The organism is Rathayibacter sp. VKM Ac-2857, from assembly GCF_013205025.1.
Lineage (GTDB): Bacteria > Actinomycetota > Actinomycetes > Actinomycetales > Microbacteriaceae > Rathayibacter.
Window position 1 is genome coordinate 546,158 of sequence record NZ_JABMLE010000003.1, and the last position, 21,984, is coordinate 568,141.

A 21,984-nucleotide genomic window follows, 5' to 3' on the forward strand; every position below is an offset into this window, starting at 1 on the left:
TCACTGTTCTGGTTGCCGTTTCAGTATCGTTGAGGGATGACGCTCAGATCCGGATACGTGAACGCGCCGCTCGAACTCGTCGTCTTCGAACTCGCGCACCCACCGAGCCCGTTGCGTCAGGAAGAGGTCTACGCCGTCAAAGCGGTCCTGGGCGACCTTGCTCCGATCGCTCGGCTGGAGGTCGAAGGGGGTCCCCTGCTCATGTCCCGGGGTCGGCATCTGAACATCTCCTTCGGGCCGGAGGCGCTGACGATCAGCACGACGTCGTACGAGGGCTGGCCCGGCTTCCGGACCACGATCGAAGCCGCGATCCGAGCGCGTCACGGGATCAGCCCCATCGATGCCTCCGAGCGCGTCGGTCTTCGGTACATCAACGAGATCCGCGTCCCGCAGCCTCCCGACCGCGACGGCGACGGCGACGGTGATGTGGACTGGTCGGAGTGGCTCGTGCCGAGCGTGACCGCTCCGGCGTTCGATCTGGACGGCGACAGCCTTCATCTCCAGGTCCACCGAGGTCTCGCAGCGTTCTCGCTCGACGAGGAGGGAGATGTCGTCGCAGTGCGGTACTCGGCCGCGCGGGAGGAGGCGATCGAATCGACACCCACCCTCGTCCGCCGCAGTCCCAGCCCGGGCGGCCCGTTCTTCCTCCTCGACACGGATGCGTCGTGGACGAGGGCTGACAGTGCCCGGCTCGAGACCTTCGATGTCGAGAGCACCCTCGCGACGTGCGATCGACTTCATGCTCCGATCGGCACGATCTTCGAGAAACTCATCACCGATCGCTTGAGGAAGGAAGTGCTGCTCTGATGGCGGAGAGAACACGTTCGGACCGTCTCACCGGCGGACGGTTGTACGAGACGGCGACGCAGCGATCGAGTGGCGAGGCGGCTCGCGCCATGGTCGGTCAGGCGGATGTCCTGCGCCGCGAGTCCTGGACTCTGACCAAGCGCGTCCATGTCCTGCACCGGCAGGCGAGTGACGCGGAGTTGGACGCTCTGACGAACAAGCGTGCGGCCGAGAGTCCTGTCGAGGTGCTCGAGTACCTGAGCGACCAGGGGATCGCCTGGCGCGACATCGCGAGTGTGGTCGGCGTCAGTGTCGCTGCCGTGAAGAAGTGGCGTCAGGGCGAAACCATGACGGGGGAGAATCGGCTCCGTCTTGCGGGTTTCGCGGCCGTGCTGGACAAACTGCACGACCGGATGATCTCGGACCCGGCTTCCTGGCTCGAGATGCCGATCGTCCGCGACGTCTTCGTGACCGGTCTCGATCTCCTCATCGCCGACAGGAGAGATCTCCTGATCCAGCACGCGGTCGACTACGAATCCGTCCCGAAGGAGGCCGTCTTGGACGCCTTCGACCCCGAATGGAGGACGACCCGCGTCGACGACTCGTTCGAGACGGTCGTCGGAGCAGACGGGAAGCTCTCGATCGCACCGAAGTCCTCGTCCTAGTGCTCCAGCTTCAGACACCGACATCGCTGCTCGACCTCTACGCGGCATGCGGCGAAGAGGTGGAGACCCACCGTCCGCTCTTCACCGGAGACGTGTTCGACTCGGCGGACGAGCTGGTGCAGGTCGTCCAGCACCCGTGCGCGCTCAGACGCGGGCCGGAGCTCTTGCCGCGTCTCCTCGTCGTCCCTGTCCGCCCCTGTTCGCGGCCGCGGTCCGACTGGGCGAAGGCCGACTACAAGACCATGCCGTTGCCGGCGCTGCTCGGACCGGCGGGGCACCATGAGGGACTTTTCGCCGAGCCGTCGGTGGTCGAGTCGTCCGTGCTCGTCGCGCTCCCTCGGGTGGCCACACTCGCGCCGACGGGCGTCGATCTTCTTCTCCAACGATTCGTCCACCACTCCTCGAGGGTGATCGTGCCGATCGACCGGCTCGACGAGGTGACGAGCGGCCCGTTCGAAGAAGCGGACCTGCACGCGGAGTGGGTCGAGGGCCGACGGACTGCGCCTGAGGAGGCGGCGCTCGAGTTCGACAGGTGGATCAGGGAGGAGGAAGGAGGAGGCACTCGGCAGTCACGGTTGGACGTTCCTGCGTTCCGATCGACCATCCGTCGCGCTCTGCGTGCAGAGCTGAAGAAGCGGAACGCTCAGAACTCCTCGTAGTTGTAGGGCTCCGGGTCCGGCTCGACGACGGGGCGCGCGACGGTGCGCTTGTTGTTCTTGATCCGCGAGCGGATGTCCTCGACGGCCTTCGCGACGGCGTCCTCGGTCGCGGCCTCGTCGTCCACGGCCCGCTCCACGGGCACGGCGACGAGCTCGCTGCTCGCGTCGAGTGTCATCTTGGCCTCGATGAGCACGCCCTCGTCGGTGAAGGCGGGGACGCTGACGGCCTCCGAGTGCTCCTGCCGGTCGATCGCGGTCACGAGGTCGAGGAGGGCCTCGGTGACGGCGTCGGTGGTGACGATGCTCTTGGAGGCGTAGGTCAGCTGCTGCATGATTCCAGTCTGGTCGGCGCGGCGCGGCGGCTCTCGGGCTTGCGGCGGGGGCGGGTGGGCGTCTAACGGGGCCGGCTGTGGATCTCCGTTCACCTCGGCGACCTTGCGGCGGGCGTGCCGCGCGCCGCAGTCTGGAGGCATGCGAGACGTGCTGAGGAGATCCAGCGGCGGCGAGATCGCCGGCGCCGTCCTGATCGTGCTGGCTTCGATCGCGCTCCTGATCGGCGCGTTCGCCGCGGGCGCGGGGAGCGTCTACGGGATGCTCGGCGTGATCGTCGCGTTCACCGCAGGCATCACCGGTCTCGGCGTGCACATCGCCGGCCGCGAGGCCCGGCTGCGCCGCGACGGGAACTGACGCCTTCATGCTGATCGAGTAGCCCTCGGAGAGGGCGTATCGAGATCCGCCCACCGCTGGCACGGGGGTCTCGATACGCGCTGCGCGCTACTCGACCAGCATGGGACGGGCGTGCCCGCCCGTGCTGTGCAGCATGCTCGCGCCCGTCCATCAGGGTTCCGCCGCTGAGCCGATTCATGCTGATCGAGTAGCCCTCGGAGCGGGCGTATCGAGATCCGCCCACCGCCGGCACGGGGGTCTCGACACGCGCTGCGCGCTACTCGACCAGCATGCGGCGATTCATGTTGATCGAGTAGCCCGCGCAGCGGGCGTATCGAGATCCGCCCACCGCCGGCACGGGGGTCTCGATACGCGCTGCGCGCTACTCGACCAGCATGCGGCGACCCCGCCGCGGGTCAGCGGTCGACGAGGGTGATCTCGAAGGAGTAGAGGTCGGGGCGGTAGCAGTGCTGGCCGTACTCGACGGCGCGGCCCGAGTTGTCGAAGGCGGTGCGGGTCATCGTCAGGACCGCGGCGCCCTTGCGAAGGTCGAGGAGCTGCGCCTCACGGGGGGTCGTGGCGCGGGCGCCGATCCGCTGCTTGGCGACGCGCATCGCCACTCCGCGGGCGCGGAGCAGCTGGTAGAGGCCGTGCGACTCGAGGGCGCCGAGGTCGAGGTCGACGAAGTCGGCCGGCAGGGTGTTGTCGAGGACGGCGAGCGGGACCCCGTCCGCGGACCGCAGCCGCACGAGGTGCAGGACGGGCGAGCCGACCTCGACGCCGAGCGCCTCGGCGGTCTTCTCGTCGGCCGTGCCGACGGTGGAGGAGAGGGTGCTCGTCGTGGGGCTCTGGCCGGAGCGCTGGAGGTCCTCGAACAGGCTGGTGAGCTCGACGTTGCGGGTGACCCTGCCGTGCACGACCTGCGTGCCGATGCCGCGGCGGCGGACGAGGAGGCCCTTGTCGACGAGGTCCTGGATCGCGCGGCGGATGGTCGGCCGCGACATGCCCAGCCGGTTGCCGAGCGACACCTCGTTCTCGAGCCGGGAGCCGGCCGGGAGCGTCTCGTCGAGGATGGCCCGCTCGAGGCGGGTCGCGATCTGGTGGTAGAGCGGGATGGGCCCGGAGCGGTCGAGGTCCATGAAGAGGTCCATCGGCAGGGCGTGCTCCTCCTGCAGCGCCATGTCGTCCCCCTCCGCCGGTCACCCGTCGTCCTCGACACCCGTCGGCGTCACTACATTATGCAGCGCACGTCGGCAGCTCAGCAGTCCGTCCCATTGTGTTATTGTAAGGACATTAAAGACCGCCCCGTCGAGGAGTTGTACACCGCCGTATGGTCCAGATGATCCGCCGCGCCCTCGTGCACGCCGCCCCTGCGTTCGTCGTCCCCGGAGCGTCCCGGTGAAGGCCGCGGTCGCCGGCGCCCCCGTCAGCTTCGGCGTCTTCGAGCTCACCCCGGAGGGCGCCGACACGGTCTCGCCCGACGACCTCGTCGACGTGCTCGCCGAGGCGGGCTACACCGGCGTCGACCTGGGACCGGCCGGCTACCTCGGCCGCGGACGAGAGCTGCGCCAGCGCCTCGAACGGTCGGGACTCGACGTCGCCGGCGGCTGGATCCAGCTGCCCTTCTCGGACGACGAGGCCTTCGCGGCGTCGCTGCCCGAGCTCGACGCCGCGCTCCGCCTCTTCGCCGAGGCGTCCGAGCACGGCCCCGCGCGGCTCCCGCTGCCGACCCTCGCCGACGACGGCTCCGCGGTCCGGCGCTCCTCGCCCGGGCGCGGCGCCGGCGCCGATCCGCTCGACGACGCGCGCTGGTCGCGGCTCGCCGCCAACGTCGAGCGCGCGACCGCCACCGTCCGCGCGGCCGGCTTCGAGCCGACGTTCCACCACCACGCGGGCACGTACATCGAGTCGCCGGAGGAGATCGACCGCTTCCTCGGCGCCGTCGACATCGGCCTCACCCTCGACACCGGTCACCTGCTGATCGGCGGCGGCGACCCGGTCGCGGCCGTCGAGCGCTGGGGCTCCCGGATCAACCACCTGCACCTCAAGGACGTCGACGTCGCCGAGCTGCGCCGGGTCCTCGCGGCCGGCGGCGGGATGCGCGAGGTCTGGTCCTCCGGGTCGTTCGTCGCCTTCGGCCGCGGCGACATCGACCTCGACGCGGTGATGACCGCGATCGACGCCCAGGGCTACGACGGCTGGGTGGTCGTCGAGCAGGACGTCCTCAACGCCCCCGACGCCGACCTCGCCGCGTTCCGCGACGAGCGCCGCGACGACCAGGCCGTCAACCGCGAGGCCCTGCGCGCCTGGGCCTGACCGCGCCCCTCTCGAACCCCGACCCCCCAGACCGCCCCCGGGCAGCAAGGACACCGCCGTGACCGACACCCCTCTCCGCTTCGGACTCGTCGGCACCGGCCGCATCGGCCAGGTGCACGCCGCGAACATCGCCGCCGACCCCGAGGCGACGCTCGCCTGGGTCTGCGACCCGTTCGTCGACGGCGCGAACGCCGTCTCGGCCCGCTACGGCGGAACGGTGACGACCGACGCCGCCGAGATGTTCGCCTCCGGCGGGATCGACGCGGTGCTGATCGCCTCGCCGACCGCGACGCACGTCGACCTGCTCGAGGCCGCGATCTCGGCCGGGATCCCCGCGCTCTGCGAGAAGCCGATCGACCTCGACATCGCGCGGGTCGACGCGCTCCTGCCGCGCGTCACGTCATCGGGAGTGCCGATCGCGCTCGGCTTCAACCGCCGCTTCGACCCGGCCTTCGCCGAGGCGCGCGCCCGCGTCGCCGCCGGCGAGATCGGCGCGCTGGAGCAGCTCTCGATCATCAGCCGCGACCCCGCCGCCCCGCCCGCGGCCTACATCGGCGTCTCCGGCGGCATCTTCCGCGACATGACGATCCACGACTTCGACATGGCGCGCTTCTTCCTCCCCGACATCGTCGAGGTCACCGCGACCGGCGCGACGACCTTCGACCCCGGCGCGCGCGAGCACGGCGACTTCGACACCGCGGTCGTCACGCTCCGCTCCGCCTCCGGTGCGCTCGTCTCGATCACCAACTCGCGGCACAGCTCGGTCGGCTACGACCAGCGCATCGAGGCCTTCGGCGCCGACGGCTCGATCGAGGTCGCCAACGCCCTCACCAGCCTGGTCAGCGTCTCGAACGGCACGAGCGTGCAGGCGAAGCCGCCGTACCAGGACTTCTTCCTCGAGCGGTACTCCGTGGCCTACCGGGCCGAGCTCACCGAGTTCATCAAGCTCGCCCGCGGCGAGGAGTCGACGAGCCCCACGTTCGCCGACGGCCGCGCCGCCCTCGTCCTCGCCGACGCCGCCGCCCGCTCCGCGGTCGAGCGCGTCTCGGTGAGCGTCGAGCTGTAGGGCGCCGGCCGTGACCGTCCGCCTCGCCGCCTCCGCGGAGATGCTCTTCCCGGAGCTCGAGTTCGTCGACCGCGTCCGCCGCCTGCACGAGCGCGGCTTCGAGGTCGAGATCTGGGACTGGTCCACCAAGGACCTGCCCGCGCTTGCGGCGATCGGAGCGACCTTCTCGTCGATGACCGGCTACCTCACCGGCGATCTGATCACGCCCGACGGCATCGCCGAGACGCTCCGCACGGCCGAGATCTCGCTCGCGGCCGCCGAGATCATCGACAGCCCGCGGCTGAACCTGCACGGCACCGGCCTCGCGCCGGGCGGCCTGCCCGTCCGGCCCGGCACCGAGGTGACGCCCGACGACCGCGATCGCGCCGAGGACACCCTCCGCCGGCTCGCCGCGCTCGGCGAGGAGCGCGGCCGGGTCTTCACCCTCGAGAACCTCAACACGGCGGTCGACCACCCGGGCACCCCGTTCGCCCGCGCCGAGGACACCCTCGCGCTGGTCAGCGCGGTCGACCGCCCGGGTCTGCGGCTGAACCTCGACCTCTACCACGCGCAGATCGGCGAGGGGAACCTGCTCGAGCTCGTGCGCCGCTGCCTGCCCTGGATCGGCGAGATCCAGGTCGCCGACGTGCCCGGCCGCTGCGAGCCCGGGACCGGCGAGATCCGCTACCCGGCCGTCGCGCAGGAGCTGTGCGTCCTCGGCTACGACGGGGTCGTCGGGCTCGAGGCGTGGCCGTCGACCGACTCCGAGGCGGCGCTCGACGCCTTCGAGGAGGCCTTCCTGAGCCGGCCGGAGTCCCGGCCTCGATCCCCGATCGTCGTCACCGCCGGAGCCACGGCCGACAGAGAGGTGGACAGGGTCGTATGAGCACCTCCACCACGCCCTACGACGTGCTGACCATCGGCCGGGTCGGGGTCGACATCTACCCGTTGCAGGACGGCCTCGGGCTCGAGGACGTCGAGACCTTCGGCAAGTACCTCGGCGGGAGCGCCGCGAACGTCGCCATCGCGGCCGCCCGGCACGGGCACTCCGCCGCGCTGATCTCGCGGGCCGGTGAGGACCCGTTCGGCCGCTACGTGAAGCGCGAGCTGGTCCGGCTCGGCGTCTCGGACGAGTTCGTCGGCACCGAGCCGGACCTGGCCACGCCGGTGACGTTCTGCGAGATCTTCCCGCCGGACGACTTCCCGCTGTACTTCTACCGCAAGCCCAAGGCGCCCGACCTGGCGATCACCGCGCAGTCGCTCGACCTCGACGCGATCGTCCGGGCGACGGTCTACTGGTCGACCGTCACGGGGCTCACGGAGGAGCCCAGCCGCTCGGCGCACTTCGTCGCCTGGCAGGCGCGCGACCGCCGGCCGTTCACCGTGCTCGACCTCGACTACCGGCCGATGTTCTGGCGCTCGCCGGAGCGGGCGTCGCAGGAGGTCGCGAAGGCGCTGGAGTGGGTCACCGTCGCGGTCGGCAACCGCGAGGAGTGCGAGATCGCCGTCGGCGAGACCGACCCGTCGCGCGCGGCCGACGCGCTGCTCGACCGCGGCGTCGAGCTCGCGATCGTCAAGCAGGGCCCCCGCGGAGTCCTCGCGAAGACCCGCTCCGAGACGGTCGAGGTCGAGCCGTTCCCGGTCGAGGTCGTCAACGGCCTCGGCGCCGGGGACAGCTTCGGCGGGGCGCTCATCCACGGGCTCGTCGAGGGCTGGGACCTCGAGCGCATCCTCCGCTTCGCGAACGTCGCCGGCGCGATCGTCGCCTCGCGGCGCGAGTGCTCGACGGCGATGCCCACCACGGCCGAGGTCGAGACCTTCCTGAAGGAGCGCACCGATGTCACGCTCTGATCGCGACTTCGCGGAGCTGCGCCGGCTCCGCGCCGAGGACCCGGCCGCCGTCGCGCGGGCGCTCGCCGGGCGCCGGCGCCGTCCGCTGCTCGGCGGCGACGGGCGGCTGCTCCTCGTCGCCGCCGACCACCCCGCCCGCGGCGCTCTCGGCGTGCGCGGCGACGCCATGGCGATGGCCGACCGCTACGACCTGCTCGACCGGCTCGCCACCGCGCTCTCGCGGCCCGGTGTCGACGGGGTGCTCGGCACGCCGGACATCATCGACGACCTCGCGCTCCTCGGGCTGCTCGACGACAAGGTCGTGGTCGGATCGATGAACCGGGGCGGCCTGCGCGGCGCCTCCTTCGAGATGGACGACCGCTTCACCGGCTACGACATCGACGGGATCGTCCGCGACGGCCTCGACTTCGCGAAGACGCTGCTGCGGATCAACCTCGCCGACGCCGGCTCGGTCGCAACGCTGGAGGCGAACGCGGCCGCCGTGACCGCGGCTGCCGCCGCTCGCGTGCCGATCATGCTCGAGCCGTTCCTCAGCGAGTGGATCGACGGCGCCGTCGTCAACGACCTCTCGGCCGACGCCGTGATCACCTCGATCGCGATCGCCTCCGGGCTCGGCTCCTCCTCGGCCTGCACCTGGCTGAAGCTGCCCGTCGTCCCCGAGATGGAGCGGGTGATGGCCGCGACCACGCTGCCGACCCTGCTACTCGGCGGCGATCCGACCGGCAGCCCGGACGAGACCTACGCGTCGTGGGGTGCGGCTCTCGCACTGCCCGGCGTCCGCGGCCTCGTCGTCGGGCGCACCCTCCTCTATCCGGCCGACGGCGACGTCGCGGCGGCGGTCGACACCGCTGCCGCGCTCGTGCACGGCTGACTCCATCCCTCCCCTTCGAGAAAAGAACAGGAACCATGTCCGAGACCATCGGAACCACCCCGCTCCACCAGCTCGCCGTCGTCCCGCACTGGATCGACGGGCGCGAGTCGCCGTCGACCTCGGGCCGCACCGCCCCGGTCTTCGACCCCGCGCTGGGCGTCGCGACCAAGGAGGTCGCGCTGGCCGACGAGGCCGAGATCGCCGCCGCGATCGCCTCGGCGAAGGCCGCGTTCCCGGCCTGGCGCGACCTGTCGCTCGCCAAGCGCCAGCAGATCCTCTTCACGTTCCGCGAGCTGCTGGAGGCGAAGAAGGGCGAGCTGGCCGAGATCATCACGTCCGAGCACGGCAAGGTCGTCTCCGATGCGCTCGGCGAGATCACCCGCGGGCAGGAGGTCGTGGAGTTCGCGACCGGGCTCGCGCACCACCTCAAGGGCGAGTACTCCGAGCAGGTCTCGACCGGCGTCGACGTCTACTCGACGAAGCAGCCGCTCGGCGTGGTCGGGATCATCTCGCCGTTCAACTTCCCGGCGATGGTGCCGATGTGGTTCTTCCCGATCGCGATCGCGGCCGGCAACACCGTGATCCTGAAGCCGTCCGAGAAGGACCCGACCGCCGCGATCTGGCTCGCGAAGCTGTGGAAGGAGGCCGGCCTGCCCGACGGCGTCTTCACGGTGCTGAACGGCGACAAGCAGGCCGTCGACGGGCTGCTGACCTCGCCCGACGTCCGCTCGATCTCGTTCGTGGGATCCACGCCGATCGCGCAGTACGTCTACGAGACCGGGACGAAGCACGGCAAGCGCGTCCAGGCCCTCGGCGGCGCGAAGAACCACATGCTGGTGCTGCCGGACGCGGACCTCGATCTGGTCGCCGACTCGGCGATCAACGCCGGCTTCGGCTCGGCGGGGGAGCGCTGCATGGCGATCTCGGTCGTCGTCGCGGTCGAGCCCGTCGCGGACGAGCTGATCGGCAAGATCCAGGAGCGCGCGTCGAAGCTGCGCATCGGCGACGGCCGCCGCGGCTGCGACATGGGGCCCCTGGTCACCGAGGCGCATCGCGACAAGGTCGCCTCCTACATCGGCATCGCCGAGCAGGACGGCGCCGAGGTCGTCATCGACGGCCGCGGGATCGAGGTCGACGGCGACGAGAACGGCTTCTGGCTCGGCCCGACGCTGCTCGACAAGGTGCCGACCACCTCGCGCGCCTACACCGAGGAGATCTTCGGACCGGTGCTCTCGATCGTCCGCGTCGCCTCCTACGAGGAGGGCGTCGAGCTGATCAACACCGGCGCCTTCGGCAACGGAACCGCGATCTTCACCAACGACGGCGGAGCGGCCCGCCGCTTCCAGAACGAGGTCGAGGTCGGGATGATCGGCATCAACGTGCCGATCCCGGTGCCGGTCGCGACGTTCTCGTTCGGCGGCTGGAAGTCGTCGCTGTTCGGCGACACGAAGGCCCACGGCGCGGAGGGTGTCCGCTTCTTCACGCAGCAGAAGGCGATCACGAGCCGCTGGCTCGACCCGTCGCACGGCGGCATCAACCTGGGCTTCCCCCAGAACTGAGGCACGCCACCAGGAGGGGCGGATCTCGATACGGCCGCTCCGCGCCCTACTCGATCAGCATGAATGCGGACGCTGCGCGGCCTACCCGATCAGCATGAAGCGCCACATGTTGGTCGAGTAGCCGCCGCAGGCGGCGTATCGAGACCCACCCACCGCCGGCCGTGCAGCCGCCCGAGCATGCCGGCCGGGCGACCGCCCGCCAGCCACATGCTGGTCGAGTAGCCGCCGCAGGCGGCGTATCGAGACCCGCCCCCTGCAGGACGGTGGATCTCGATACGGCCGCTCCGCGCCCTACTCGATCAGCATGAGGCGCCACATGCTGGTCGAGTAGCCGCGCAGCGGCGCATCGAGACCCGCCCCACCAGCACCCCCCCGCACCGAGACACGACGGAAGGCCCGAGATGACCACGCACAACGAGTGGCTGTTCCCGCGGGGCGCGCTCGCCCGCGACGGCTGGGAGTCCGTCGTCGACGTCGGCCTGCCCGGCTGGCGGCACACGGGCCTCCGCGTCGCGGACCTCGGCCTCGGCGACGAGCTCGCTCTCCCCGCGGCGGGCGTCGAGCGCCTCGTCGTCCCGCTCGCCGGCTCCTTCACCGTCCGGCACGCGGCAGACGGCCCCGCCGAGACCACCGTCCTCGCGGGTCGAGCCTCGGTCTTCGACGGCCCGAGCGACGTCCTTTACCTCTCGACGCTGTCCTCCGCGACGGTGTCGGGGGAGGGCCGCGTCGCGATCGCGGAGGCCCCCGCCGCGACCGCGCACCCGAGCCGCTACATCCCGCGCGCGGAGGTCCCCGTCGAGCTCCGCGGCGCCGGCCGCTCCAGCCGGCAGGTGCACAACTTCGGCACCCCGAGCGCGCTCGAGGCCGACCGCTTCATCGTCTGCGAGGTCATCACTCCGGCCGAGAACTGGTCGAGCTACCCCGCGCACAAGCACGACGAGGACGTCCCCGGCCACGAGTCGCGGCTCGAGGAGATCTACTACTTCGAGACCGCCGTCAGCCGCGGCGTCGACGCGCCCGCGGGCGCCGAGCCGTTCGGGATGTTCAGCACCTCCACCTCGCCCGCCGGCGAGATCGCGATCGACGCGACCGTGCGCACCGGCGACATCGCGCTCGTCCCGTTCGGCTACCACGGCCCCGCGGTCGCGGCGCCCGGCTACGACCTCTACTACCTCAACGTGATGGCCGGCCCGGGCGAGGAGCGGGCCTGGCTGATCAGCGACCATCCGGCGCACGGCTGGATCCGCAGCACCTGGGACGACCAGGACATCGACCCCCGACTCCCGTACACGCCCGACAGCACGATCAGCACAGACACGACCGACAGCACACCCAGCACCACCGGAGGACAGCACTGATGGCCGACAAGACCCAGCGGATGACCGTGAGCCAGGCGCTCGTCGAGTTCCTCGCCCGGCAGTGGACCGTGGACGGCGACCACCGCGAGCGCACGATCCCGGGGATGTTCGGCATCTTCGGCCACGGCAACGTCGCCGGCATCGGCCAGGCGCTCGCGCAGTCGAACGCCCTCGACCCGACCCTGATGCCGTACCACCAGGCGCGCAACGAGCAGGCGATGGTGCACCAGGCCGTCGGCTACGCGCGGATGCACCGCCGGCTCGGCACCTACGCGAGCGCCGCCTCCGTCGGCCCGGGCGCCGCCAACATGCTCACCGGCGCCGCCCTCGCGACCGCCAACCGGCTCCCGGCGCTGCTGCTGCCCAGCGACACCTTCGCGACCCGCGTCGCCGACCCGGTGCTGCAGCAGCTGGAGCTGCCGCACGACATCGGCATCACCGTGAACGACGCGTTCCGGCCGCTCTCGCGCTTCTTCGACCGCGTGCAGCGGCCCGAGCAGCTCTACTCCGTCGCCCTCGCCGCGCTGCGCGTACTCACCGACCCGGCCGAGACCGGCGCGGTCACTATCGCGCTGCCCGAGGACGTCCAGGCCGAGGTGCTCGACGTGCCCGTCGCGTTCCTCCGGGAGCGCGAGTGGCACCTGCGCCGCCCGGTCCCGGAGCGCGGTGCGCTCGAGCGCGCCGTCGCCGCGATCGCCGGCGCGAGGAACCCGATCGTCGTCGCGGGCGGCGGCGTGATCTACTCCGGCGCGGAGGAGGCCCTGCGCGCGTTCGCCGAGGCCACCGGCGTCCCCGTCGCCACCACCCAGGCAGGCGGCGGCGCCCTCGCCTGGGACCACCCGCAGTACCTCGGCGGGATCGGCGCCACCGGCTCCACCGCCGCGAACCGCCTCGCGGCCGACGCCGACGTCGTCATCGGCATCGGCACCCGCTACAGCGACTTCACCACCGCGAGCCGCACCGTGTTCCAGAACGACGACGTGGTGTTCGTGAACGTCAACATCGCCGCGTTCGACGCCTACAAGCACGGCTCGCAGCTGCCCGTCGTCGCCGACGCGCGCGAGTCGCTGGAGGCGCTGCGCGAGCAGCTGAGCCGGTTCCACGTGTCCGAGGAGCTCGCGGAGCGGATCCGCCGCGAGAAGGCGGAGTGGGACGCGACCGTCGACGCCGCGTTCGCCCCCTCCGGCCTCGCGCTGCCCGGCCAGGCCGAGATCATCGGCGCCGTGCAGTCCTCGACCGCGCCCGAGGACGTCGTCGTGCAGGCGGCCGGCTCGCTGCCCGGAGATCTGCACAAGCTGTGGCGGGTGCGCGACAGCCTCGGGTACCACGTCGAGTACGCCTTCTCCTGCATGGGCTACGAGATCGCCGGCGGCCTCGGCGTCAAGCGCGGGGCGGAGGCGTCGGGGTCGGACCGCGACGTCGTCGTGATGGTCGGCGACGGCTCCTACCTGATGCTGCACACCGAGCTCGTGACCGCGGTGGCCGAGGGGCTGAAGATCATCGTGGTGCTGATCCAGAACCACGGCTACGCCTCGATCGGGCACCTGTCCGAGACGGTCGGCTCCGGCCGCTACGGCACGCAGTACCGCGGGCTCGACGAGAGCGTGATCCCCGTCGATCTCGCCGCGAACGCGCGCAGCTACGGCGTCGATGTGATCGAGGTGGAGCCGGGGGAGTCCTCGATCGACGATCTGCGCACCGCGATGGCGGCCGCCAAGGCGTCGGACCGCACGACGCTCATCCACATCAACAGCGATCCGCTGCTCTACGCGCCGAGCGGTGAGGGCTGGTGGGACGTTCCCGTCGCCGAGGTGTCGGAGCTGCCGAGCACGCAGCGCGCGTATGCGGAGTACACGGAGCAGCGGGCGGCGCAGAAGCCGCTGCTGGGCTAGTTGCTCGGCGGGCAAGTGCTGCCCTAATGTCAGGACATTTGCACAGAATCGACCTAGAATGAGCATCACCGCAATCGGCGCCGACGCGCCCCACCCCCTGGAGAGAACCATGAGCGCCACCGTGACCGCCGACGCAGCGACCGCCCCGTACGAGCCGCTGCGGGCCGGCGCCGCGACGGCGACCAGCCTCTGGAACGACTCCGCGGACCTCGAGGAGCTCGGCCGGTCGATCGCCTTCGGCGCGGTCGGCGCGACCTGCAACCCGGTTATCGCGCTCACCACGATCGAGAAGCACCTCGACGTCTGGGGTCCGCGGATCGCGGCGCTCGCCGAGCAGCACCCCACCGCGGGCGAGAGCGAGCTCGGCTGGCTGGCCATCGAGCAGATGTCGATCGAGGCGGCCGAGCTGCTGCTCCCCGCGTTCCGCGCGAGCGGCGGACGGGACGGGCGCCTCTCGGTGCAGACCGACCCGCGGCTGCACCGCGACGCCGACGCACTCGTCGCTCAGGCGGTGCACTTCTCGGAGCTCGCCGAGAACATCATCGTGAAGATCCCCGCCACCGCGATCGGCATCCGCGCGATCGAGGAGGCGACCTACCGCGGCGTCAGCATCAACGCGACGGTGTCGTTCACCGTCGCGCAGGCCGTGGCCGTCGCCGAGGCGATCGAGCGCGGCTTCGACCGCCGCGCGGCCGAGGGGCTGCCCGACCACGAGTTCGGCTCCGTCGTCACCATCATGGGCGGGCGCCTCGACGACTGGATCAAGGCGTCGGTGGCGGCCGACCGCCGCCTCGTGCAGCCCGGGTACCTCGACTGGGCGGGCGTCGCGGCGCTCAAGGAGGCGTACCGGATCTTCCGCGAGCGCGGCTACCGCTCCCGCATCCTCTCGGCCGCCTTCCGCAACCACCTGCAGTGGTCGGAGCTGGTGGGCGGCGACCTCGTCGTCTCGCCGCCGTTCGAGTGGCAGCTGCTGATCCACGAGAACCGCATCGAGGTCGACCCGGCGCAGATCGACGTCCCGGTCCCCGCCGAGATCCTGGCCGCGCTGCTGGAGCTCCCCGAGTTCCGCCGCGCCTACCTCGAGGACGGCATGACCGTCGACGAGTTCGGCTCGTTCGGCGCCACCCGCCGCACCCTCCGCCAGTTCCTCGACGCCGACGCCCGCCTCGACGCCCTCGTCCGCGAGATCCTCCTCCCGACGATCTAGCGCCCGCGGGAGGCGCGGGTCTCGATGCGCGGAAAGCCAGGCGGAAAGAGGAGCCCGCGGAGCGGGCGCATTCCATGCTGATCGAGTAGCCCTCGGAGAGGGCGTATCGAGATCCACCGGCGTCGGAAGCCGAGTCTGCAGACCCGCCCTGCTGACGACGGCGGGTCTCGATACGCCCCTGCGGGGCTACTCGACCAGCATGGGGAATGCGATCCGCTTCTCGGCCCGCATGCTGTCGTCCATGCTGATCGAGTAGCCCTCGGAGAGGGCGTATCGAGATCCGGCGCCGGTCAGCGGGCGAGGTGGGCGCGCCAGCCGCCGAAGGCGGTGATGTCGTCCGCGCCGGCGAGGGCGATCGGCTCGACGAGGAAGCCGCTGACGAGCGAGCCGTCGGCGAGGGAGACGGAGCCGATGGCCATCGGCTGGGGGAGCGCCGCGACGAAGGAGCCGAAGGCCGCCTCCGTCAGCCGGTAGACCTCCACGTCGAGCGCCGCGCCGCCCTCGGCGACCCGCACGACGCCGGGCTTCGGCGGCACGGTCGACAGCGCGTACAGCCGGTAGTCGGCGCTGGTGGTCGTCGCCTCGACGAACTCCGCGTCGCGATCGGCGAGCTGGTGGTGCAGGGGCTGGTCGCGCAGGTGCGCGCCGGCGACGGCGAGGAGGACGGTGCGGTCGGCAGTGCTCATGAACGGCTCCAGACGAGATCGGCGAGCTGGTGGTCGGAGAAGGCGGGGCCGATCAGCTGCACGCCGAACGGCAGCCCGTCGACGACTCCCGCGGGGTAGGCGACGGCCGCCAGGTCGAGCAGGTTCGCGAAGTTGGTGAAGCGCCCGAGCCGCGAGTTGACGCCGATCGGGTCGGCCGCGACGGCGGCGAGCGTCGGGTGCTCGGTCGTCGTCGGCAGCAGCAGCGCGTCGATCCGCTCGAACACGGCGTCGGAGGCGACCCGCGCCCGGTCGAGCCGCTCCTGGTCCTGGAAGAGCCTCCAGGCCGGCAGCTCCCGCGACCGCGAGACGATGCCGCCGACCACCGGATCCACCTCGTCCGGATGCGCGTCGACGAACTCGCCGACCGCCGCGTAGCGCTCGGCCACGAAGGCACCGTCGTAGAGCATCCGCGCGGTCTCGAGGAACACCTCGATGTCGAGCTCGACCAGCGTCGCCCCCGCCTCGCTCCAGCGGGCCACCTCGGCGTCGAACGCCTCGGCCCAGCCGGGCGCGAGCTCGCCGAGCTGCCCGGGCCGCGGGACGCCGATCCGCGCGGTGGCGGCGAACGGCTCGGCGACTCCGCTGCGGCTGAGCGGATCGCGCGAGTCCGGTCCCGCCATCACGTCGAGCGCGCGCCGGGCGATCGCCGGATCCGCCGCCATCACCGTCACCACGTCGAGGCTCCGGCAGGCCGGCACTACGCCGGCGGCGCTGACCCAGCCCTTGGTCGGCTTGAGCCCGACCAGCCCGTGGAACGCGGCCGGCACCCGCCCGGAGCCCGCGGTGTCCGTCCCGAGCGCGAAGTCCGCGCCGCCGAGCGCCACCGCGACGGCGGAGCCGGACGACGAGCCGCCCGAGATGCGCGACGGATCCACCGCGTGCCGCACCGCGCCGTAGGGGGAGCGGGTGCCGACCAGGCCGGTCGCGAACTGGTCGAGGTTGGCCGAGCCGAGCACCACCGCGCCGGCCGCGCGCAGCCGCGCCACCACGGTCGCGTCCTCGGCAGGGGCGCACGCGAACGCCGGGCAGGCCGCCGTCGTCTCCAGCCCCGCGACGTCGATGTTGCCCTTCACCGCGAACAGCAGCCCGGCGAGCGGGAGCGCCGGATCGACGGCGGCCAGCTCGGCCGCCACCTCGGCCTCGGGCCGCAGGGCGATGAACGCCTCGGGCCGGGCGGCCAGCCGCCGGTAGCGCTCGGCGATGCGCGCCGCGGGGTCCTGAAGCGCGGGGTCCAGCGCGGGGTCGTCCATCATGCTGCGTCCTCTTCCTCGGCCTGCTCGGCCCTCGTCTCCAGCACCACGAGCACCGTGCCCGCGGCCACGTGCGCCCCGACCTCGGCGACCACGGCGACCACGCGCCCGGCCGCCGGAGCCGTCACGGGCGCCTCCATCTTCATCGCCTCGAGGGCGACCAGCGTCTGCCCGGCCGCGACCGTCTCGCCGACGGCGACGTCGATCCGGAACACGGTCGCCACGAACGGCGCCTCGACGCCCTCGCAGCCGTCCGGGATCTCCACGGCGGAGGACGCGGGCGGCGCGGGCACCGCCTCCACGCGGTCGAACTCGCCGGACGCCTCCCAGGCGGCGCGCTCGGCGCCGAAGGCCCCGGCCTGCACCGCACGGAAGTCCGCGATCGACTCCGCGTTCTCCGCGAGGAACTCCTGGTACTCCGCGAGCCCGAACTCGCCCTCCTCGATCCGCAGCGGCAGCCGCCCCGCGGCCATCTCGGAGCGCAGCTCGAGCAGTTCCTCCGGCTCCACCGGGTACCAGCGGATGCGGTCGAAGAACCGCAGCAGCCACGGCACGCCGGTCTCGAAGGCCCCGGCCTGGTGGTGCGTCGACCAGATCGGCACCGTGCGGCCGACGAACTGGTAGCCGCCCGGCCCCTCCATCCCGTAGATGCAGAGGTAGGCGCCGCCGATGCCGACGGCGTTCTGCGGCGTCCAGGTGCGCGCCGGGTTGTACTTGGTGGTCACCAGCCGGTGCCGCGGGTCGAGCGGAGTCGCGACCGGCGCGCCGAGGTAGACGTCGCCGAGTCCGAGCACCAGGTACTCGGCCTCGAACACCGTGCGGTAGACCTCGTCGACGCTGTCCAGGCCGTTGATCCGGCGGATGAACTCGATGTTCCACGGGCACCAGGGCGCGTCGTCGCGGACGCCCGCCATGTAGCGCCGGATCGCCTCGCGCGTCGACGGGTCGTCCCAGGCCAGCGGCAGGTGCACGGTGCGGCTCGGCACGCGCAGGTCGGCCGTCGCGGGCAGCAGCGCCTCGGCCGCGAGCACGGCCTCGGCGACGGCGTCGGTCGAGGTCGTCCGCGGGTCGAAGTGCACCTGCAGCGAGCGGATGCCCGGGGTCAGCTCGATCACGCCCGGCAGCGCCGCCTGCTCCAGCGTCTCGGCGATCGCGTGCACGCGCATCCGCGAGGCGAGGTCGAGACTCATCTCGCCGATCTCGACCAGCAGGTTCGCGTCGCCGCTGCGGCGCAGCACCAGCGACGGATCGCCGTCGTGCGCGGGCCGGCGGTGCAGCACGCCGTGGTCGTCGACCGCCGCGCGGCCGGCCGCGGGCTCGTCGAGCGGAGCGTCGAGCAGCGCCGTCGCCTGCGCCGCGGTGACCGGCACGAAGCGCACCGTGTCGCCGGGACGGAGCTGGCCGAGCCGCCAGAGGTGGCCGGTCGCGACGCTCGCCGGGCAGGTGAAGCCGCCGAGGCTCGGGCCGTCGGGGCCGAGCAGGATCGGCAGGTCGCCGGTGTAGTCGACGGCGCCGACCGCGTACGGGGTGTCGTGGATGTTGGAGGGGTGCAGCCCGGCCTCGCCGCCGTCCTCGCGCGCCCAGTGCGGCTTCGGGCCGAGCAGGCGGACGCCGGTGCGCGCCGAGTTGAAGTGCACCTCCCAGTCGGTGGCGTAGAAGACCGCCATGTCGTCCTCGGTGAAGAACTCCGGAGCGGCGTGCGGGCCCTCGAGCGCGGCGAGCGTCCAGGCGTGCGGGAACGCGGGGCGCTCCTCCTCCGGCACGATCGCGACCGTGTTCGGGACGCTCGGCGTCCGCAGCCCGAGCACGTCGCCCGGGGCGAGCGCGCGCCCCGCGTGCCCGCCGATCGCGCCGAGGTCGAAGGTGCTGGCCGAGCCGAGCACCAGCGGGATGTCGAGCCCGCCCTCGACCAGCAGGTACAGCCGCATGCCGCTCTCGGCCGTGCCGATCGCGAGCACGCCGCCGGCCGGCACCGCGACCGGCTCCCACTGCGCGATCGGCGCGCCGTCGAGGGTCGCCGGCGCGGGCGCCCCGGTCAGCACCACGCGGGTGGCGGTGTGGAAGCGGAGGGTCGGCCCGCTCATCGTGATCTCGAGCCCCGGCGCGTCCTCGGAATTGCCGAGCGCGGTGTTGCCGAGCCGGAAGGAGAGCCCGTCCATCGGCCCCGACGGCGGCACGCCGACCGGCCAGTAGCCCAGGCGCCCGGTCGCGTCCTGCACGGTCGTCAGCATCCCGCCCTTCAGCACCTCGACGCGCGGGCTCGCGTCGCGCAGCCCGTCGAGGGTCGCGGTGGAGTGCTCGGCCGCGAGCACCGACGGCTCGGCCGCGATCGCCCGCAGCAGTCCGACGTTGGTCGCGATGCCGTCGACGCGGGTGGTGGCGAGCGCCCGGCCGAGCGCGGCCCAGGCCTCCTCGCGGGTCGCGCCGCTGACGATCACCTTCGCGAGCAGGGGGTCGTAGGAGGTGGAGACCTCGCTGCCCGGGCGGATCCAGCCGTCGACGCGGACGTCGTCGGGGAAGGACAGCCCCGTGATGGTGCCGGAGCTCGGCGCGTTGCCCAGGTCCGGGTTCTCGGCGTAGACCCGCGCCTCGACGGCCGCGCCGCTCGGCTCCGGGATCGCGTCGAGGAAGCCGGTCTCGCCCTGCGCGAGCCGCAGCATCCACTCGACCAGGTCGATGCCGTAGCGCGACTCCGTCACCGGGTGCTCGACCTGCAGGCGGGTGTTCACCTCGAGGAACGCCGCCTCCTGCCGCACCGGGTCGTAGATGTACTCGACCGTGCCCGCGCTGCGGTAGCCGGCCTCGGCGCAGAGCCGGCGCGACGCCTCCGCGATGCGCTCGCGCACGGCGTCCGGCAGATCGGGCGCGGGGCTCTCCTCGACGACCTTCTGGTTGCGGCGCTGCAGCGAGCAGTCGCGGTCGCCGAGCGAGACGACCCGGCCCGCACCGTCGCCGAAGACCTGCACCTCGACGTGCCGGGCGCGCTCGACCAGCCGCTCGAGGAACACGCCGGCGGAGGAGAAGCCGGCCTCGGCCAGGCGCCGCACCTCGCGCCAGGCGGCGCGCAGCTCGGCCTCGTCGCGGCAGGCGCGCATGCCGATGCCGCCGCCGCCCGCCGTCGCCTTGAGCATCACCGGGTAGCCGATGCGGTCGGCCTCGCGGGCCGCGTGGTCGGCGTCGTCGAGCAGCCCGGTGCCGGCCAGCAGCGGCACGCCCGCGCGCTCGGCGGCGTCGCGCGCCGTGTGCTTGGCGCCGAACACCTCGAGCTGCTCGGGCGTCGGGCCGACGAAGACGATCCCGGCGGCCGCGCAGGCGCGCGCGAACTCGGCGTTCTCGCTGAGGAAGCCGTAGCCCGGGTGGATCGCGCCGGCGCCGGTCTGCGCGGCGGCGTCGAGGATCCGATCGATCCGCAGGTAGCTGTCGGCCGCAGGAGCCGGCCCGAGCCTGACCGCCTCGTCGGCGAGCGCGACGTGCGCGGCGCCGAGGTCCGCGTCGGAGTAGACCGCGACCGTGCGCAGGCCCATCGCCTTCGCGGTGCGGAGGATGCGGACCGCGATCTCGCCGCGGTTGGCGACGAGGAGGGTGTCGAAGGTCATGCGCTGCCCTCTCCCGCGGCGGTCGCGCCCGCCCCGCTGTGCACGATCATCTCCGCGCGCGACGGGTCGAAGCCGTTGCACGGGTTGTTGATCTGCGGGCAGTTCGAGACGACGACGAGGGTGTCCCGCTCGGCCCGCAGAGTGACGCTGAGGCCGGGGGAGGAGATCCCGTCGACGATCCCGAGCGCGCCGTCCGGGTCGACCGGCACGTTCATGAACCAGTTCACGTTCGAGACCTGGTCGCGCTTGCCCATCCCGTGCCGGGAGAGCTCGGCGACGAAGTTCTCGGCGCAGGCGTGCTGCGCCGTGGTGTGGAAGCCGTAGCGGAGCGCGTTGCTCTCCTTCGAGCAGGCGCCGCCGAGCGTGTCGTGGCGCTCGACGTCGGTCGCCACGACGGTCAGCAGCGGGCGGTGCTCGGCGTCGCGGAGCACCGAGCCGGTGACGAGGTACACCGTCTCCTGCGCCTGCAGCGTCGCGGCGGCGGAGTAGGCGGTGCGGTCCTCCGCGTCGTAGGCGAGGAAGTCGACGGCCTGGTTGCCGTCGACGTCGACGATCGTGAGGTACTCGCCGCGCTTCAGGAGGCGCGACCAGGGGGCGCGGGCGGCGACCGTCTCGCGGTGCGTCTCGGTGCCGTAGGCGGTGGTCGTGCCGGTGCTGCTCGTGCTCGTGCTCGTGCTCGTGCTCGTGTCGGTGCTCATGCGATGCCCCTCGCGCTCAGGTACTCGTCGGTCTGCAGGAAGGCGCGGCGGCCCTCCGGGGTGGCGTCGCGCTCGTCGGCGCTCGCCGACTCGCCCGCCCAGGCGTGCACGTCGACCGCGCCGACCGTGAACTCCGGCCGCGGGTCGAGCGGATGCGCGGTGTTCGCCAGCAGGACGATCGCCGGCATCTCGAGGCGCAGCGTCACCGAGCGGCCGGGCCCGGCGCCGCCGAGCCACTCCGGGCTGCCGTCCTCGCGGATCCGCACCCCCTGGAAGTACGAGACGCTCGGCGGCAGATCGCGCCGCCCCAGTCCGTGCTTGGCCGCGCCGAGCAGCAGCAGCTCGCGCCCGGCCGGCGACGGACCCTGCGGCGAGCCGTCGCCGTAGCGCTCGACGTTCCGCGCCAGCGCGGTCGTCCCGTAGATCGTGTCGTGGCGGCCGGAGTCGTCGGCGACGATGCTCGCGAGCACGCGGCCCTGGTCGCTGAGGAGCAGCTGGCCGGCGCCGGCGTAGACCTGCCACTGCACCTTGACGGTGTCCGCGACGTTCAGCCGCTCGTGCGGCTCCAGCGCGTTGTAGACCAGGAGCGAGACGCAGGCGTCGCCCGTGACGTCGGTCAGGCGGAGGCGCGTCCCGCGGGCGAGGACGCGGTGGCCGTAGCCGCCGCCCTCGATCCGCTCGGACCAGCGCAGGTCGTCGGGGGAGACGTCCGCCGGCGGCGCGGGGCGCGTGCTCGCCGCCGCCGCCTCCTGGGCGCGGGCGTGCTCGCGCGCACCCGCCGTGGTCGAGGTGCCTGATGTCGTCATGCTGCGCCTGCTCCGTCTGCTGGTCCGGTCGCTGCCGGGGTTTCTATCACTC

The 21,984-nt window shown here is 72.5% G+C and carries 20 protein-coding genes; 13 read left to right on the plus strand and 7 right to left on the minus strand.

Annotated elements, in window-relative coordinates; translation table 11 throughout:
- Positions 1 to 36: 36 nt before the first annotated feature.
- From HQQ86_RS16045 to HQQ86_RS16055, 3 genes are read left to right on the plus strand one after another with little or no spacing between them, the layout of a single operon-like run.
- A complete protein-coding gene (locus HQQ86_RS16045; RefSeq protein ID WP_173289235.1) occupies positions 37 to 807 on the plus strand; it encodes a TIGR04255 family protein in 771 nt (256 codons plus the stop codon).
- Positions 726 to 1,451 (plus strand): transcriptional regulator, encoded by a 726-nt coding sequence (locus tag HQQ86_RS16050; RefSeq protein ID WP_173289236.1) that lies wholly within the window; start codon positions 726 to 728, stop codon positions 1,449 to 1,451. Before HQQ86_RS16045 ends, HQQ86_RS16050 begins: the two co-directional genes overlap by 82 nt.
- Positions 1,364 to 2,110, plus strand: a complete 747-nt coding sequence (locus tag HQQ86_RS16055; RefSeq protein WP_173289237.1) for a hypothetical protein — start codon at positions 1,364 to 1,366, stop codon at positions 2,108 to 2,110. Before HQQ86_RS16050 ends, HQQ86_RS16055 begins: the two co-directional genes overlap by 88 nt.
- Here HQQ86_RS16055 and HQQ86_RS16060 read toward each other — a convergent pair.
- Positions 2,095 to 2,442 carry a hypothetical protein gene (locus HQQ86_RS16060; protein WP_173289238.1) on the minus strand — a complete coding sequence of 116 codons (348 nt, stop codon included), beginning with the start codon at positions 2,440 to 2,442 and terminating at the stop codon, positions 2,095 to 2,097. The two genes, HQQ86_RS16055 and HQQ86_RS16060, sit on opposite strands and share 16 nt — an antisense overlap.
- 139 nt (positions 2,443 to 2,581) lie before the next feature.
- Here HQQ86_RS16060 and HQQ86_RS16065 point away from each other — a divergent pair, with 139 nt between their 5' ends.
- Positions 2,582 to 2,797, plus strand: a complete 216-nt coding sequence (locus tag HQQ86_RS16065) for a hypothetical protein (RefSeq protein ID WP_173289239.1) — start codon at positions 2,582 to 2,584, stop codon at positions 2,795 to 2,797.
- A gap of 395 nt (positions 2,798 to 3,192) precedes the next feature.
- Here the strand turns inward: HQQ86_RS16065 and HQQ86_RS16070 are convergent, their stop codons facing one another.
- A complete protein-coding gene (locus HQQ86_RS16070) occupies positions 3,193 to 3,957 on the minus strand; it encodes a GntR family transcriptional regulator (RefSeq protein WP_301952334.1) in 765 nt (254 codons plus the stop codon).
- 217 nt (positions 3,958 to 4,174) lie between these two features.
- Between HQQ86_RS16070 and HQQ86_RS16080 the strand changes: the two genes are divergently transcribed.
- From HQQ86_RS16080 to HQQ86_RS16120, 9 genes are all read left to right on the plus strand, one after another.
- Entirely contained in the window at positions 4,175 to 5,092 is a 918-nt protein-coding gene (locus HQQ86_RS16080) for a sugar phosphate isomerase/epimerase (RefSeq protein ID WP_173289241.1), read from the plus strand.
- 58 nt (positions 5,093 to 5,150) lie between these two features.
- Positions 5,151 to 6,158 (plus strand): inositol 2-dehydrogenase, encoded by a 1,008-nt coding sequence (gene iolG / locus HQQ86_RS16085; protein WP_173289242.1) that lies wholly within the window; start codon positions 5,151 to 5,153, stop codon positions 6,156 to 6,158.
- Between the two features lie 10 nt (positions 6,159 to 6,168).
- Positions 6,169 to 7,023, plus strand: a complete 855-nt coding sequence (locus HQQ86_RS16090) for a TIM barrel protein (protein ID WP_367948687.1) — start codon at positions 6,169 to 6,171, stop codon at positions 7,021 to 7,023.
- A complete protein-coding gene (iolC, locus tag HQQ86_RS16095) occupies positions 7,020 to 7,988 on the plus strand; it encodes a 5-dehydro-2-deoxygluconokinase (protein WP_173289243.1) in 969 nt (322 codons plus the stop codon). Before HQQ86_RS16090 ends, iolC begins: the two co-directional genes overlap by 4 nt.
- Complete coding sequence (locus tag HQQ86_RS16100; protein ID WP_173289244.1) at positions 7,975 to 8,859, plus strand: deoxyribose-phosphate aldolase; 885 nt, start codon at positions 7,975 to 7,977, stop codon at positions 8,857 to 8,859. Before iolC ends, HQQ86_RS16100 begins: the two co-directional genes overlap by 14 nt.
- Before the next feature lie 35 nt (positions 8,860 to 8,894).
- On the plus strand, positions 8,895 to 10,418 hold the full coding sequence (locus HQQ86_RS16105) for a CoA-acylating methylmalonate-semialdehyde dehydrogenase (RefSeq protein WP_173289245.1): 1,524 nt from the start codon (positions 8,895 to 8,897) through the stop codon (positions 10,416 to 10,418).
- Between the two features lie 401 nt (positions 10,419 to 10,819).
- The gene (gene iolB, locus HQQ86_RS16110; protein WP_173289246.1) at positions 10,820 to 11,776 is read left to right on the plus strand and encodes a 5-deoxy-glucuronate isomerase; all 957 of its coding nucleotides are present in this window, start codon (positions 10,820 to 10,822) and stop codon (positions 11,774 to 11,776) included.
- Positions 11,776 to 13,668: a 3D-(3,5/4)-trihydroxycyclohexane-1,2-dione acylhydrolase (decyclizing) gene (iolD, locus tag HQQ86_RS16115; RefSeq protein ID WP_173289247.1), complete on the plus strand. Its 1,893-nt coding sequence runs from the start codon at positions 11,776 to 11,778 to the stop codon at positions 13,666 to 13,668. The genes iolB and iolD overlap by 1 nt, the downstream gene beginning before the upstream one ends.
- Positions 13,669 to 13,777: 109 nt before the next feature.
- A complete protein-coding gene (locus HQQ86_RS16120; protein WP_173289248.1) occupies positions 13,778 to 14,875 on the plus strand; it encodes a transaldolase family protein in 1,098 nt (365 codons plus the stop codon).
- 290 nt (positions 14,876 to 15,165) lie between these two features.
- Here HQQ86_RS16120 and HQQ86_RS20995 read toward each other — a convergent pair whose 3' ends face one another.
- From HQQ86_RS20995 to HQQ86_RS16140, 5 genes are read right to left on the minus strand one after another with little or no spacing between them, the layout of a single operon-like run.
- Positions 15,166 to 15,561 (minus strand): hypothetical protein, encoded by a 396-nt coding sequence (locus tag HQQ86_RS20995; RefSeq protein ID WP_216845567.1) that lies wholly within the window; start codon positions 15,559 to 15,561, stop codon positions 15,166 to 15,168.
- Positions 15,558 to 16,835, minus strand: a complete 1,278-nt coding sequence (gene atzF / locus HQQ86_RS16125; protein ID WP_216845568.1) for an allophanate hydrolase — start codon at positions 16,833 to 16,835, stop codon at positions 15,558 to 15,560. The genes HQQ86_RS20995 and atzF overlap by 4 nt, the downstream gene beginning before the upstream one ends.
- On the minus strand, positions 16,832 to 20,428 hold the full coding sequence (gene uca / locus HQQ86_RS16130) for an urea carboxylase (RefSeq protein WP_173289249.1): 3,597 nt from the start codon (positions 20,426 to 20,428) through the stop codon (positions 16,832 to 16,834). Before uca ends, atzF begins: the two co-directional genes overlap by 4 nt.
- The gene (locus tag HQQ86_RS16135) at positions 20,425 to 21,126 is read right to left on the minus strand and encodes an urea amidolyase associated protein UAAP2 (protein WP_173289250.1); all 702 of its coding nucleotides are present in this window, start codon (positions 21,124 to 21,126) and stop codon (positions 20,425 to 20,427) included. The genes uca and HQQ86_RS16135 overlap by 4 nt, the downstream gene beginning before the upstream one ends.
- On the minus strand, positions 21,123 to 21,932 hold the full coding sequence (locus HQQ86_RS16140) for an urea amidolyase associated protein UAAP1 (protein WP_173289251.1): 810 nt from the start codon (positions 21,930 to 21,932) through the stop codon (positions 21,123 to 21,125). Before HQQ86_RS16140 ends, HQQ86_RS16135 begins: the two co-directional genes overlap by 4 nt.
- Between the last annotated feature and the right edge of the window lie 52 nt (positions 21,933 to 21,984).

What these genes read in the sequence shown, in the direction of transcription:
- HQQ86_RS16045 (WP_173289235.1), top strand. Translation starts at nt 37, where the DNA reads ATGACGCTCAGATCCGGATACGTGAACGCGCCGCTCGAACTCGTCGTC.
- HQQ86_RS16055 (WP_173289237.1), top strand. Translation starts at nt 1,364, where the DNA reads ATGGAGGACGACCCGCGTCGACGACTCGTTCGAGACGGTCGTCGGAGC.
- HQQ86_RS16060 (WP_173289238.1), bottom strand. Translation starts at nt 2,442, where the DNA reads ATGCAGCAGCTGACCTACGCCTCCAAGAGCATCGTCACCACCGACGCC.
- HQQ86_RS16065 (WP_173289239.1), top strand. Translation starts at nt 2,582, where the DNA reads ATGCGAGACGTGCTGAGGAGATCCAGCGGCGGCGAGATCGCCGGCGCC.
- HQQ86_RS16070 (WP_301952334.1), bottom strand. Translation starts at nt 3,957, where the DNA reads ATGGCGCTGCAGGAGGAGCACGCCCTGCCGATGGACCTCTTCATGGAC.
- iolC (WP_173289243.1), top strand. Translation starts at nt 7,020, where the DNA reads ATGAGCACCTCCACCACGCCCTACGACGTGCTGACCATCGGCCGGGTC.
- HQQ86_RS16100 (WP_173289244.1), top strand. Translation starts at nt 7,975, where the DNA reads ATGTCACGCTCTGATCGCGACTTCGCGGAGCTGCGCCGGCTCCGCGCC.
- HQQ86_RS16105 (WP_173289245.1), top strand. Translation starts at nt 8,895, where the DNA reads ATGTCCGAGACCATCGGAACCACCCCGCTCCACCAGCTCGCCGTCGTC.
- iolB (WP_173289246.1), top strand. Translation starts at nt 10,820, where the DNA reads ATGACCACGCACAACGAGTGGCTGTTCCCGCGGGGCGCGCTCGCCCGC.
- iolD (WP_173289247.1), top strand. Translation starts at nt 11,776, where the DNA reads ATGGCCGACAAGACCCAGCGGATGACCGTGAGCCAGGCGCTCGTCGAG.
- HQQ86_RS16120 (WP_173289248.1), top strand. Translation starts at nt 13,778, where the DNA reads ATGAGCGCCACCGTGACCGCCGACGCAGCGACCGCCCCGTACGAGCCG.
- HQQ86_RS20995 (WP_216845567.1), bottom strand. Translation starts at nt 15,561, where the DNA reads ATGAGCACTGCCGACCGCACCGTCCTCCTCGCCGTCGCCGGCGCGCAC.
- atzF (WP_216845568.1), bottom strand. Translation starts at nt 16,835, where the DNA reads ATGATGGACGACCCCGCGCTGGACCCCGCGCTTCAGGACCCCGCGGCG.
- uca (WP_173289249.1), bottom strand. Translation starts at nt 20,428, where the DNA reads ATGACCTTCGACACCCTCCTCGTCGCCAACCGCGGCGAGATCGCGGTC.
- HQQ86_RS16135 (WP_173289250.1), bottom strand. Translation starts at nt 21,126, where the DNA reads ATGAGCACCGACACGAGCACGAGCACGAGCACGAGCACGAGCAGCACC.
- HQQ86_RS16140 (WP_173289251.1), bottom strand. Translation starts at nt 21,932, where the DNA reads ATGACGACATCAGGCACCTCGACCACGGCGGGTGCGCGCGAGCACGCC.